The 14,157-nt window shown below is 43.3% G+C and carries 11 protein-coding genes; 4 read left to right on the forward strand and 7 right to left on the reverse strand.

Annotated features, from left to right (window positions below):
* Positions 1 to 715 precede the first annotated feature (715 nt).
* Positions 716 to 1,348: a TetR family transcriptional regulator gene (locus H524_RS15425; RefSeq protein ID WP_052339054.1), complete on the forward strand. Its 633-nt coding sequence runs from the start codon at positions 716 to 718 to the stop codon at positions 1,346 to 1,348.
* Between the two features lie 188 nt (positions 1,349 to 1,536).
* On the opposite strand, the gene yciA is transcribed toward H524_RS15425, so the two are convergent.
* The 5 genes from yciA to H524_RS0110580 form a co-directional block, all read right to left on the reverse strand.
* Positions 1,537 to 2,046 carry an acyl-CoA thioester hydrolase YciA gene (yciA, locus tag H524_RS0110560; protein WP_044122047.1) on the reverse strand — a complete coding sequence of 170 codons (510 nt, stop codon included), beginning with the start codon at positions 2,044 to 2,046 and terminating at the stop codon, positions 1,537 to 1,539.
* Positions 2,047 to 2,507: 461 nt separating this feature from the next.
* Positions 2,508 to 3,167, reverse strand: coding sequence for a LutC/YkgG family protein (locus tag H524_RS0110565; protein ID WP_027940200.1), 660 nt, complete (start codon positions 3,165 to 3,167; stop codon positions 2,508 to 2,510).
* Entirely contained in the window at positions 3,160 to 4,599 is a 1,440-nt protein-coding gene (locus H524_RS0110570; RefSeq protein WP_027940201.1) for a LutB/LldF family L-lactate oxidation iron-sulfur protein, read from the reverse strand. Before H524_RS0110570 ends, H524_RS0110565 begins: the two co-directional genes overlap by 8 nt.
* Positions 4,599 to 5,351, reverse strand: coding sequence for a (Fe-S)-binding protein (locus tag H524_RS0110575; RefSeq protein WP_027940202.1), 753 nt, complete (start codon positions 5,349 to 5,351; stop codon positions 4,599 to 4,601). The genes H524_RS0110570 and H524_RS0110575 overlap by 1 nt, the downstream gene beginning before the upstream one ends.
* A gap of 532 nt (positions 5,352 to 5,883) precedes the next feature.
* On the reverse strand, positions 5,884 to 7,545 hold the full coding sequence (locus H524_RS0110580) for a lactate permease LctP family transporter (protein ID WP_027940203.1): 1,662 nt from the start codon (positions 7,543 to 7,545) through the stop codon (positions 5,884 to 5,886).
* A gap of 934 nt (positions 7,546 to 8,479) precedes the next feature.
* Between H524_RS0110580 and H524_RS0110590 the strand changes: the two genes are divergently transcribed.
* Together H524_RS0110590 and H524_RS0110595 are read left to right on the forward strand one after the other, a co-directional pair.
* Positions 8,480 to 9,592, forward strand: coding sequence for a squalene/phytoene synthase family protein (locus H524_RS0110590; protein ID WP_027940204.1), 1,113 nt, complete (start codon positions 8,480 to 8,482; stop codon positions 9,590 to 9,592).
* Positions 9,593 to 10,163: 571 nt separating this feature from the next.
* Complete coding sequence (locus H524_RS0110595) at positions 10,164 to 10,817, forward strand: thiol:disulfide interchange protein DsbA/DsbL (RefSeq protein ID WP_027940205.1); 654 nt, start codon at positions 10,164 to 10,166, stop codon at positions 10,815 to 10,817.
* A gap of 191 nt (positions 10,818 to 11,008) precedes the next feature.
* On the opposite strand, the gene H524_RS15430 is transcribed toward H524_RS0110595, so the two are convergent.
* Entirely contained in the window at positions 11,009 to 12,130 is a 1,122-nt protein-coding gene (locus H524_RS15430; protein WP_084281756.1) for a 1-acylglycerol-3-phosphate O-acyltransferase, YihG family, read from the reverse strand.
* A gap of 409 nt (positions 12,131 to 12,539) precedes the next feature.
* Between H524_RS15430 and H524_RS0110605 the strand changes: the two genes are divergently transcribed.
* A complete protein-coding gene (locus tag H524_RS0110605; RefSeq protein ID WP_027940206.1) occupies positions 12,540 to 13,094 on the forward strand; it encodes a hypothetical protein in 555 nt (184 codons plus the stop codon).
* 217 nt (positions 13,095 to 13,311) lie between these two features.
* On the opposite strand, the gene H524_RS15435 is transcribed toward H524_RS0110605, so the two are convergent.
* Positions 13,312 to 14,088: a flagellin gene (locus H524_RS15435; RefSeq protein WP_052339056.1), complete on the reverse strand. Its 777-nt coding sequence runs from the start codon at positions 14,086 to 14,088 to the stop codon at positions 13,312 to 13,314.
* Positions 14,089 to 14,157: the final 69 nt, after the last annotated feature.

Consider the following 14,157-nt stretch of genomic DNA (forward strand, 5'->3'; position numbering starts at 1 on the left):
AGTTACCCATATCGGCTGAAACACGCAGCCGCTATCAAATAGCTTCTTTACAGAAGCATTTTTGAATACTTTTCTAATGATATTAATCTTAGAAACATGTAGGCTTACATCGCCACCTAAACTCTTGAAGTTATAGGTGGAGAATTACGCCTATTTGTTAAAAAGATAGCTATTTCCATCAGCGTATAAGGCTCTTTTGCTCCTCAAGCAAGCTCTAATGCTATGTTTGAGATTAGTTAACTTGTACAAATTTGACTTACAAAACGCACAACGTTGAGAGGTTTTGCCTACTCTAGGTGAACTTGCTTAAGTTCAGTTTTTCTATATTTAACAGTCATATGCGATACTATTGGATGCATTAGCCTGCTCAAAAAGCACAAAAGCACCATGTCTCCTAGATGAAACCCTGATAAATAGACAGTTTGTAATCTATTTTAGGGGCATCTAAGCTGCATGATGCTTTTACCCTGACTTAAGGCAGAGTGCATTTTTATCCAGGCTCTATAAGTTCGATCAGAGAAACTGTTTCTTAAAAGTAGGACAAATTTATCTGTAGACTTGTACAAATTTGCCTATCAAATGAGCAAAATTTGTGTAGAACGCCTGGTTTGACCGTGATCCAATTATAACATTTTCTCAAGATACATACATACATGAATGTATGTTATAATTTCATCGCATTCAAATCACTGTCAGTGGCACTTTAGAGGTAAACATGTCCAAACGTACTCATGCTGAGGCTCTTCAGACAAAAAGAAGCATTCTTGATGCTGCAGCAAAGGTTTTTTCCGCTAACGGTTTTGCTAAAACCTCCTTGTCTGACATTGCTCGCGATGCTGATGTAACTCGTGGTGCTATTTACTGGCACTTTGAGAATAAGACTGAGCTGCTTAGCGCTTTATTAGAGGATGAGGCTCAGAAGCTCAAGTTAGTTTCTACTTTAAGAGCAGCAGCAAACGAACAGCAGCGCGATCCTCTGGGCATTTTAAGACAGTGGAGTATGATGCACTTTTCTGAGGACTCACGTGTCTTCTTTAACTCTAGCATCATGTCTATTTTCGAGGGCATTATTCATAACAACTCACAAGTTGAAGCTCGTGAGCGTTTAGAAGAACTGTTAAAGACTCGTGCTGCCCTTATCGAAGAGGCTATTCGCAACGCAGTAGTTCATCGTCAGCTGCCTCCAGATACTGACATTGAGCTTGCAGCAACTTACTTACAGGCATCACTGCAGGGCCTTATTATGCAAATGCGTCAAGGCTATCGTAATCTGCCTGTTGAGCAGTATCAGCTCATTGTTGACACTATCTTTGCTCACATCGGCGAACTACGCCGCACTGCTGGCTAAAGAATGCTAGTTTTCCAAACTCGATAGTGCCATGATTAATATACCAAGTGCATTAAGGACACTTTGTCCTATTGAGCCTGGATTAAAAAATAAAAAAGCCGTATCCCCTGCCAAAAAGAGGATACGGCTTTTTTAATTTCATTAAGGACAGTAAAGAGAGTTTATTTGTGCTGTCCTTTGAGGTTGTTTTAGTTTGCAGAGCGGATTGAACCGTCTTCACATAAACCCACAGTGCCAGCATCAATGCCCTTTTGAGCAATAACATGGGCCTGTGGTGGCAGAGGGCGTGGACGACCTTCATCATCTACAGCTACATAAGTAAAGCTAGCCTTGGTAACAAGGTTACGCTGAGCTGCCTCTGACTCATAAATCTTCTTTACCCACAGCTCTAAGTTGATCTTTAATGAGGTGCGGCCAACCTTGATGCAGCGACCATAACAGCAGACAACATCACCTACCTCTACAGGACGGATGAAGCTCATGGCGTCAACAGCAACAGTAACGACACGGCCATGGGCAATCTCACGAGCTAAAATCGCACCAGCAATATCAAGCTGAGACATGATCCAACCACCAAAGATGTCACCTGCAGGATTGGTATCCTTAGGCAGTGTCATGGTTCTGAGGAGGAGATTACCAATTGGTGGATGGACGGCATTAGAGTCGGTAGTGTTGTTATTTTGCTTTTCTTCAGACATTTTTCCTCCGAATCTACTTCGAGCATCAACAAAGTGCGCTAAATATTATGGTCAACTACAAAGCTCTGTAGTGTTGCCATCTTGGAACTATCTGATGACAATGCCTTACACATCTTGTCAAACAGTCCCTTCATATATTCAAAGCAGGCTCATTTTTTTCAGTTGCATTATATGTGATTTTTCTTGTTAGGGGAAAAGCAAAAAGCTGCTAGATGCTCAGATCAAAAAAGCCCGGCGTGAGCCGGGCTTTAGGTCAGTTGCAAAACCTAGAGGTGGCCTTGCAAATTACGGATGGTCTATATAGGAGAGTTACCCTATATACGTACGTAATCTTGCAATTTCACATACATAAGCTAAGCAATAGCTTATAAACACAAACAATATGGATTTAGTATCTGTACTTTGTACGTGGCAAAGCTCTTATCCATATCTTGTGTAACTGCTTAGCTTTAAGTAAAGGATTAGTAGAGGATTAAGTGTACTGAGGTTGAGCCGTGCACACCGAATACGGTAACAAGTTCAACATCTGAAGTACGTGATGGACCTGCAATGAACAGAATGTTAGTTGGCAGGACATCGAACTCACTCTTAACCTTCTTGAGAGCCTCTGAAAGTGACTTAACTACGCGCTCTTTTTTCAAGAGAATAATGCACAGTGGTGTCACTAAGGAGAGCATACGTGGCTGATTCTCAGTAGAGGGAACACATGCAACACCATGAGAGGCTACGCCAGCAAAGGCATTAATAATAGAGAAGTCAGTGTGGAAGACCTGTTCACGGATATCCTCGATCTGACGATCAAAGCACAGCTGTGATGTGGCGGTGATCTTCTCTAAATCTAAACCTAAGTCCTTTGGATAGACCATGCTCTTAGCATTGCGGGAGGCAGTGATCTCATTGATGGTCTTGTACAGATCAGCTTCATTGACATCATGTACCACAAACTTGTTGTTGGTCATGTTCTCCTTGATGTTCTCGATCAGATCTTCTTTCATCACGATGTGAACAACAGGATCTTCAGTTTCCTTGCGGCAAAAAGCTGGATCTTGGTAACCAGCACGTACTTTCTTTAAGATCTCTTCACGGCTGCGCGAAGAGATGCTAGCAATTACATCATTCATACTTTACACCCTCGATAGCCTGAACCTTCTTGTAGAAATTGCCAGTTACATCAGGCAGTTTCTTAAATGCAGCCCACTCTTTTGCAACAGGTAGCATAGGACCGAAAGTTGTAACCAGAGAGTTCATGATGTGAGCCTTGGAGAATGAAGATCTCCACAGGTTGCCGCTAGTAGCCATCTTGGCAAACATGCTAAAGACCAATTGCTCAGAGGAGCTAGCCTTAACATTCTCAGAACCGGTGATGCTGCCCTCGCCTTGACCGACCTTGTAAGAGCGTAACTCACGGATGAGGTCAGCAAGAGGAATGCGCTCAGGGCAAACCTCAGAACAACGGCTACACTGTGAACAGAAAGTGAGCACGTCACCTGTCTTATCAAGACCGAATAAGTTTGGAGAGATAACCTCACCAATTGGGCCTGGATAAGTGGTACGGTAAGAGTGGCCACCGATCTTGTCATAAACAGGGCAGAAGTTCATGCAAGCACCGCAACGAATGCAGCGCAGCGCCTCATAGAAATGCTTGTGCTTGAGCATTGAGGTGCGGTTGTGATCGAAGATCACAATGTGCATCTGACGAGGACCGTCCTTGTCAGTTTCCTTACGAGGACCAGAGATGATGTTGTTGTAAGTTGGGATGAACTGACCAGTTGCAGATGGAGTTAACAGGTGCACTAAGGTAGCTGCATCATCAAAGGTCTCAACGATCTTCTCAATACCGCAAATGGCAACATGAATGTCAGGAGCGGTAGTACACATACGACCGTTACCTTCGTTCTCAATCAGCCAAATAGCGCCTTCTTTAGAGATAGCAAAGTTAACACCAGACAGACCCATCTTAAGAGTCTGGAACTGATTACGTAAGTGGCTACGTGCAATAGAGTTGAGCTTTTCAATATCTGACTCAACTGGTGCACCTAACTTATCGTGGAAGATCTGGCCTACTTCATAGCGGTTGCGGTGAATAGCTGGAACCACGATGTGCACAGGAGGCTCGTCGTTAAGCTGTAAAATGAGCTCACCTAAGTCAGACTCAACTGCTTTGAGGCCTTTCTCTTTTAAGTATGCATTGAGGCCAATTTCCTCAGATGCCATAGACTTACCTTTGAGAATCTTATCAACATTATTTTGCTTCATAATTTGATAGATGATCTCACAGGCATCTTTGTCAGAGGAGGCAAAGTGCACTTGAATGCCATTCTTAGTGGCGTTCTTCTCGAACTCTTCGATACGATCGGCAAGAGACATTAAGGCATTATTCTTTACCTGACGTGCTCTGTCACGTAAGCCTTGCCAATCTTCATATTTGTTCTCAATGAGGTGAAGACGGTTGCCCTGCAGGGTGTGCATGGCCTTAGTCAGGTTCTCTCGCATCTGAGAGTCATTGAGCTTATCGTGAACGATAGTCTTGTGAGGGATGTTAGCCAGTTCCATTACAACTTCTCCCCAGTCACACGCTTGTAGATAAAGTCATAGATGTTCATGACTTTGATATCAGTGATGCCCTGCTTTGCTAAAGCGCCGCTGATGTTGAGGATACAGCCGTTATCACCAGCTAAAACAATAGAGCAGCCAGTTTCACGGATGTGCTTGATCTTCTCAGAGACCATGGCGTTTGAAATCTCAGGCTCTTTAATAGAGAAAGTACCGCCAAAACCGCAGCACTCTTCTTCATATGGAACATCTACTAAGGTGACATTCTTGAGCTGACGAATGAGAGCTTTTTGAACTGGAATGCACTCTTGAATACGTAAGGAGTGGCAAGAGACGTGGAAAGTAACCTTGATAGGCTCGCCCTTATCCTCAAGCTGAGCATTTAAAACTTCAGTTAAGTACTCGGACTGATCATAAATACGGCTTGCAAAACGCTCTACGCTATCACGTACATCCTGTGAGTCCTCACGGAAGAGAAGACGGTAGTCGTGGCTCATCATGCCGGCGCAAGAGCCAGCAGGAATCACGATTGGGTAGTCGTTATCTGCAAATAAGGCCATGTTGTAAAAAGCAACTTCTTTTGCTTCTTTGAAATAGCCTGAATTGAAAGCAGGCTGTCCACAACAGGTCTGCTTCTTCTTAAAAGTGATCTTTGCGCCATACATCTGCATGAGCTTAATTGAGCTAATTACACTGTCTTGCAGTGCAGTAGAACCCATACAGGTAGCAAAGAAATTAACATTATGCTCCATACGTAAATACCATCCTGACGTTTGAGCGATTCAAAGTATTCATTTTGCTTAAGGTCGTAACTGTGCACAACAAAAATCTCCTCTGTGCCCTGATTAAGACCTTGGCAATAGATATAACTAATTATAGTACAAAGGATGGAGCTGACAGATCCTATCCTGCAAAACGCACCATGTGTACGCATAAAAGCAAAAACCCGCAAGTACTTGCATAAAGGGTTGAAAACAAAAGAAAGGAAAAACCTAACTTATCCAAGCCTCTAGAGTAAGTGCGGGATAAAAGTTACAAATACACATAGTGGTATGTGCACAGATGCTAGTTGCAATGGGTATTAGCTTTTAGCCAATTGAGTTCGTTGCTGTTTTAGCAGCTAGCAATGTGCAAGAAATCTTTTGAGGTGAGATAACAAGTCTTTTTAAGGCTTGTAATGCAAACTGGCAACTTAACAAGATAGCTAGTAAGTTGCCAGGTTTGCTTAATCTTAAGCTGCCCCTAGCTTCATAGTAGGGGCAACTTTTGATCACTAAACTCTAATTAGTGAGCAAGTGGTACAGACTCTGGAATCATCCATGGGAGGAAGAATGCAACACACAGAACCCAGGTTGCTACGAGGAGGATGAAGGCTACAGAGTACTTTAAGGTGAACTTAAACAGTTCAGACTCCTTGCCAACTAAGCCTACAGCTGCGCAAGCAATGGCGATGGACTGTGGAGAAATCATCTTACCTACTACACCACCTAAGGAGTTAGCGGCTAAGAACAGAGCCTCACCAATACCTAAGGTCTTAGCAGAAGCCTGCTGGAGAATACCGAAGAGCAGGTTAGAAGAAGTGTCAGAACCAGTGAGGAATACACCAATCCAACCGATGATTGGGGAGAAGAATGCAAAGGCGCTACCAGTGCTTGCAAATGCAAGACCTAAGGTGGTAGACATACCGGAGTTCTTAGCGATGAAGGCGAATGCTACAACCAGACCGATGGTGATGATTGGGATTGCCATCTCCTTTAAGGTGTCCCAGAAGCACTCCATGGCGTCGTCAGTCTTAATGCGCAGGAATGCGATGGTGAGCAGAGCTGCGATAAAGATAGCGGTACCAGCCTGGAAAGCGATGAGGTTCACAACCTGAGCAACCTTAACATCGTGCAGAATGGTTGAGTCTAATACGTCAGGTGACTTAATAGAACCAACAGTAGCGTTGAACTGTACGGTTACCTGAGTGAACTCAAGAGCAGAACCCTTACCAAAGAGGCTTAAGAACAGTGGGTTGGTCCAGATGATGATGAGAACGATCAGGAGTAAGAATGGAGTCCAAGCACGGAATACTGTCTTGAAGTCTAAAGAGCTCTCACTAGTGAAGTTGGTCTCACCGTCTAAACGGAAGATGTTCTTTGGCTGCCATGCTCTTAAGAAGAGAGTGGTACATACTAAAGCAACAACAGCAGAAGTAATATCAGGTAACTGAGGACCAATGTGGTTAGAGGTGAAGTACTGAGTAACTACGAAAGAGGTAGAAGTTACAAGTACTGCAGGGAAGGTCTCACGAACACCCTTGATGCCGTCCATTAAGAATACGATGAAGAATGGAACGGTGAATGAAAGAGGTACGAGTAAACGACCGGTCATTGCAGAAACAGAGTTTGCATCAACACCAACGAGGTCGGTCATAGCGGTGATTGGAATACCAACAGCACCGAAAGCTACAGGAGCGGTGTTAGCAATGAGGCACAGACCAGCTGCGTACATTGGCTTAAGGCCGAGGCCTACTAACAGAGCAGCAGTAATAGCAACAGGACCGCCGAAACCGATAGCACCCTCGAGGAAGGAACCAAAGCAGAAGCCGATGAGCAGAACCTGAATACGGTGATCAGGGGTAATGCTAATAACAGACTGCTTGATAACTTCGAAAGAGCCGGACTTAACAGACAGCTTGTATAAGAAGATAGCTGCGATAATAATCCAAGCGATTGGCCACATACCATTGGTGTAACCTTGTACAAAGGATGCACCGATTAACTGTACTGGCATGCCATAGAAGAAGAAGGCTACAGCAGCAGCTAATACAACGGTGATAAAACCAGCCTGATAGCCCTTAAGCTTAAAGACAACCAGACAGAGCAAGAAGCAAATGATAGGTAATGCTGCGACCAGAGCGGACAACCAGATGTTGCCGGCTGGATCGTAGTTTTGAATCCACATAGGTGACAATCTCCGTAAAAACAGGGAGCAACTGACTCGCGCTCAATACTAATAGAAAGCAAATGATCTTTAGTTGAAAGTATTTATCAATTGAAAAAGCTTTAAGGCCTTTTTCTCACTGTGTTTGTATTAGGCACGCCAAAGTGTGAAGTAAGTCAATTTGAAAATCCCGTTTAAATCGGGGTTTTTATTTAAGTGCAAATAAATGAGATCCAAATCAAATAACGTGAATATTATCAACTTGCTAGGATGGCCTGGTGAGCGTTACACAAAAATGCCCCAAATGATCTCATTGACCAGCAAGAAATGCAAAGAGCAAACTTGTATACAAGCTTGACCTCATATGGAATATAGCTTATTGCTTGTATACAAGTTAGTAGTAATAGTATAAAAAGTACGCGTGTAAATACTACCTAATTGACAACTAGGATCCTAGTCGCCAACTGTAAAGCTAGATTGCTTATTTAGGCCGTTTGCATGGTATAAATCACATTTATTCATAGCACTTTTCACATAATTGCACGATGGCATGAAATGGTCATATAATGATTGATACCTATGTCTGAAATTTGCGCACTAAGCTATTTCATGCATAGCTGTGTTGATCATCTTCTAAAGAAACTCTCTTAATGGCGGTGATCTTGTAAGTTGAGCTTTTGCCGCTGTACAAACTGTTGAGATTAAGCTTCTTGTAGACGCCAAGAATGCATCTTAGCTGCAGCCTCATCTACATCATATAGATGTTGCCTACAGCGCTATTGCTTAGTTTCGTACACGATTAAGCTTAAGCCACTGCTAATGACGGGGGCTGTAGACATAAGATACATTGTCTATTTTCATCATGCAGAGCATGACTCAGTGTTAAAAACTTAATGCGTGCATGATTTAAAACAATGCTACATAAGCTTAGAGCGGCGAACGGTTAAATTGCTGTATGGACACGAAACCTCCTCCTTGTAAGCCTTTAAACCCATCTGAAGTAGTTATTAACAACGCTACTCAGGTCTCTTTTAGCGAAGAGCCAATGTCTACAGAGTCTCTGTATGACCACCTCAATAAGGTCTCTCGCTCTTTTGCCATTACTATTCCGCTGATGAGTGGTCCATTAAAGGACTGCGTAAGCCTTGCGTACTTGCTGTGCCGCATTGTCGATACAGTTGAGGATGATGCCAAGGCCAATACAGTAGATAAGATCACTTGGCTATCTGATATCTCTTTCCTTGCTGGCGACGACTTTGCCGATAAAGATGTGCTCTTTAGACTCAAAGAGAAAGCTTTAGAACTGTGCTCTGATGGCTCTAATGCAGAGTATGTAGCTTTACTGCATGATATGGATAAAGCAGTTAATCTGCTTGAAACCTATGATGACGATATCAAAGAGATAGTGTGTCACGCGGTTGCTATCCTTGCACATGGTATGGCTAGCAATTTAAGAAAGACTTTAGACGAGGATGAGAAGGGCATTTGTAACCTCGATGATGTAGATAATTACTGCTACTTCGTTGCAGGCGTGATTGGTGAAATGCTCGCTGAGCTGTTTGCTCTGTACAATCGTGATGTTAATAAGAATGAGCTTATGGAGCTGGCGGTGTCTTTTGGCGAGGGGCTGCAGCTCATTAATATTCTGCGTGATCGTGCTAAAGATGCTCAGCGTGGTGCCTTATTCTTGCCAGTTAAAGATGAACAAGATGTCTTAGAGTACGTGGCGTTAACTCAAGGCCATTTAGATGACGCCATTAACTTCATCTGTGCTTTGCCAGTAAAAGACAGCTCCGGCAGCCGTATGTTCTGTCTGACTAATGTATGCATGGCCCTCTTGCTGCTGCGCCAGGTTTCACGTGATCCAATGAATCCTCAATGTGACTACCGCCTTACTCGAGCTAAGGTGAAGCGCATTTTCGTCTTATGTCGTTTAGCAGCCCACTCTAATACTTTAGTAAGAGCATTAAGCTTCATTCTTTCAGCAGGCATGCGCCGTCAACGTCGTAGCGTACGTCGTCTGCGCGACAAGGTCTCAATTTGGGATCACTCCTCAAATACTAACTAAGCGCAATATCCACGCTTACCACTTCTTTGGCATACCGCTCACGTCTTTTGATGGTATGCCACTACACCAACACGCTCAAAGCATACATTCAAAGGACGCAACTTCACCATCCACAGCAAGTCTTGTATGCATCAGTTATTTGCACATTTTAGTTAGAGCTTTGCTCTCTTTGCTATCACCTAGTTGCACCAGCCATTCTATACATGGTCTCTGTCACGAGCTATTCTCTAGATGGTTTCTGTCACGAGCTCAAAAGCAACGACAATAGCCGCATGAATACTTTGATAACTTCAAATATCTATGGTGGGTCTCTAGAATTGTTACTTGCAAACTTTCAATTATTGTCAGTTGCTCACATGAGTTAAGTGCATGCTACAATCAGCTTTTAACGAACTAGCGACGGCCTAAGTTGAGCTGTGTAGTTTGGGTTACTCACCTAGGCGACAGGGGCAATATTAGTTTGCCTGTACTGATGGTTAAAATGATTTGTACTAATACGTCGCTAAGCTTTGCATAGTAGTATGGCGCTATAAGTTTTGTGTCGTGCTCTGTACGATATTTCGGAGATCTTATGTTTAAGAAGTTATTAGCCATCGGTTTTGCAGCAGTAACTGCTATTTCTATCTTAAATACAGCTGTAGCCGCTGACGCTAAGTACAAAGAGGGTGTTAACTATCAAGTTCGTGCTGAGAAGCTTACAGAGGTTAAAGAAATCAGAGAGTTCTTTTCTTTCTGGTGCGGCCACTGTTTCTCACTGCAAGAGACCTTTGACAACCTCGAAAAGGCTTATCCAAATGCAGAGTTTGTTCGTAATCCTGTAGCTATGCTCGGTGGTCCAATGGGCCCAGAGTCTCAAAGAGCCTTAGTAGTGGCTAAAAACTTAGGCATGGAAGATGTCTTTGTTAAAGAGCTCTTCAAGAGCATGCATACTGACGGCAAGATTCCTATGAGTCACGCTGAAATGGCTGACTTTATGGCAACTGTAGGCATTGCAAAGACTAAGTACGAAAAAGAGTACATTTCATTCCCAGTAATGGGTGCTGTTGCCAAGTTTGATAAGTGGGCTAAAGACATCAATATCGATGCAGTGCCTGAGATCCTCATCAATGGTAAGTATTTAGTTACCATGGAGTCTGTTCAAGACGAAAAGGATTTATTCAATCTCATTGGCTATCTGCTTGAAAAAGATGGCGTAAAAGATGCCAAGAGTGCCGTGGCTAAGTAGTTTTAGCTAAATTAAGCTGCACTCCAAGATACAAAAAAGGTCGCATTATGCGACCTTTTTATATGCAAGCACAGACTCAAGCTAAACCATAGCCAATGAGACCTTGGTCTCCTGATTATAGCTGCACTTGTCGATAGTATTTGCCTCTTGCTGTGAGCTTGTAGCGCTCGGTGCGCTATCAAAGACGCTGCTTAGCGCATTACATCTGTAGATTGTGTATCTACGTTTGTCTGTGAGGACTCTGAGCTTGGAGCAGCGCCTTCTAGGCTTACTGAGGCACTTTCTTGGCCTGTTGCAGCGCTATCTGGTCCTGCTGCGGCACTGTCTTGGCCTGTTGCAGCGCTATCAGGTCCTGTTGCGGCACTTTCTTGGCCAGTTGCTGCGACGATATCACGAGGCACATAATCAATGCCCTTAATGGCAGCGATGCTCTCATCCTTCACTTGCCAAATAGCGCGGAGCTTAGTGTTAAAGTTGCGCTTAAATTGCTTATCGTTGAGGTAGTCGCCAATAAGATGCTCTTGAATTTCTTCTTTGCTAATAACTTCAACACGAGCTGCAAACTTGTGCAGACGACCACATAACAGCGACATGAAGATATTGGTACCTGGTTTGTTGTCAGGGTAAACCAAGGTGGTGTTTAAGATGCAGTCGATGTTATTGCCGATGATGCCTAAGGCAACAGCAAGAGAGGTAGCCTTTGGTGGCATCAGGTTTTGGTAAGGGGTCTTTTGTGCAACTGCCTTAGCCTCAGTAAAGCGAGTACCCTCTACAAAGTTAACTAAGCTTGATGGGTAATTAACTAAGCTCTTGCAGGCTTTACGGGTAGCATTGACATCTTTGTTCTTAAGCTTTGGATTCTTTAAGATCTTGGCACGGCTATAACGGCGTAAAAAAGGCATACCAACGGCGTAGCAAACCTGGCCAATCACAGGAATCCAGATTAAGGATTGCTTTAAGAAGAACTTGGTAATTGGGATACGACCACGGTATAAGTGGCATAACAGCACGATGTCAGCCCAAGTTACATGATTAGAGATAATGATGCATGAGCCGTTGATCTTAATATTCTCAAAGCCTTGTATATCCCAATCAGCTTTGTTGGTAAGACGAATTAAGAAAGCATTGTTCAGGCAAAAGCACTTGAACGCGAGCTGATTAACCACATCCACCACTTTGAGTACTGGACGAATTGGCAAAATGAGCTTAATAAATGCCATTAGCAGCACTGGAATGGATATCAGTGTTGTACCAATTGATAACCAGACGAAGTTGATTACAAAGAGGATTGGTGCGGGTAAAAAGTGAAGCATAACTAGTCCTAGGTATTGGGCTGTTAGTTGCGACCTCTACATAAAGAAAGTGGTCGTGCTATTAAGTGACGCAAGCATCTAGCTACATCCAAAGCCCCATAAGTAATGTACATTAACATTTAACTGTTATGGGTAGTGAGAATATCCTTGTGTTTAGATCAGCACAGAGCTCTAGAAAGATGCAATGCTTAGTGTCGAATTAAAAGATTTTATCATAGACAGCACAAGGCTTTTGTTGCGCACCTCTCAGGCTCAGTAGCTGAGCGTAGCAGTTGACTACATAAAACAGGTTCAGGCATATGAGTGGGCATGACATCTGCACTGTGTGAGGCACAGGATAAAGGGCCTAATGTTTTCAGGTGCGTAAAAAGCCTATATACTTATGCTCACGATTTTTATGGAGTTTTCTATGAACAAGGTAAAAGCAGGTACATCAAGATTAAAGGTCTTAAGCTACATTAAAAGCGCCGTTGCCATCGTAGCGATATCATTTGCTTTTACTAGTGTGTCCCATGCTGCACCATCTCCATCAACCGTAACTATCGGCAATAGCTCAAGTGCTGCTTTAGGTAAGTTACTGCCTAGTTTTAGTATCCATCACACTAAGAAAGATCGTTTAGTCACTGTAGTTAAGAATGATGGCAGTGCTAAGGCATTTATTCGTGTCATGCCAGCAGCAGCTCATCTAAGCACTACTAAGTCCTATGCACAAAATGTTATGGACTCTTACTCTGGCTGGGGTCTTACCGCGCAGATTTCTCGTCGTGGCTTTAGCTTTAACTATGTAGATAACGCACCTTGTGCCGGTTTAGTTACTTACTTTGATGGTGCCTCATATTTGATGTTTGGTGCCTGTGGCATGATCAGTAAGGATGAGTTATTTAAGGCCTACTCCGTTGCCAAAAAAGAATTAGGCCTTGATGAGGCACTCAACCGCTCCGCCATGCCATCGGTTTACTACTAAGTTATAGCATCAGCGATTTTCCACTGATGTGATAAAAAAGAAAAAGGACTCTCTCCACTAAAGGATTGAGTCCTTTTTCTTTTGCAAAAAGCTATGCCACCTTAAGGCTATCTCTTAACTAAGAGGCCTCCAATGTTGTTGGAGTTGATCCCTTATTTAGTTGCTGTTTTGAGGCATTATTTAGTTGCTGGGGCCTGGCCCATTATTTATGAGTAAATTAGCGCATGAGTAATTGTAAGCCAAGCTGAGGGCGCTGATTGGCCTGCATGAGCATGGTCATAGCTGCTTGTAAGATGATGTTTTGGCGAGTGAGGTTGGCAGCCTCTTCAGCAAAATCTGCATCACGAATGCGGCTACGAGCATCGGCCATGTTAGCTGATACATTGGATTGATTACGAACAGATGACTCAAGGCGGTTTGCCGTTGCACCAAGGCTAGCACGCTGTGAATCTACCTCATTAATCATACTGTCCATAATACTGATGACATCTGATGGATCGGCTTTAGAAAATTGGAAGGTAATATTGCCGTCCTTATCAATGGTCAATACTTTATCGTTGCCAACGTAATTTTTAGCAAAGTCCTTATCAGCTCTTACGCCAACAACAGAGAATTGCATGTTCTCTAGCTTAAAGCTGATAGTGTCTCCTGCATTCGCTCCTACTTGCAAAGTGATGTTTTGTGCATCGCCTGCAGTGCCATTACCTTGAGCTACTAATGACTTATCGCCTTGAACGCCATTGAGAATAGTCTTACCGCCATAGCTAGTCTGTTTAGCAATACGACTGATCTCATTAGCTAGAGAGGCGGCCTCTTTTGATAACGCAGCTCGATCCTCAGCGGTATTGGTGCCGTTGCTTGCTTGTACTGCTAAGGTACGGATTTTTTGCAGCATGGAGGCCATTTCATCCATGCTAGATTCAGCTGTTTGAGCCAGAGCAATACCATCAGAGGCATTACGGTTACCTTGATTTGATACTGTTAGTTTTATCATAAACGAAATTAAAAAGCATTATACAAAGATGTATATTGCAGCTAAACCATCACTAGGTTGACTCGTATT

It is taken from the genome of Anaerobiospirillum succiniciproducens DSM 6400 (assembly GCF_000482845.1).
Classification (GTDB): Bacteria; Pseudomonadota; Gammaproteobacteria; order Enterobacterales; family Succinivibrionaceae; genus Anaerobiospirillum; species Anaerobiospirillum succiniciproducens.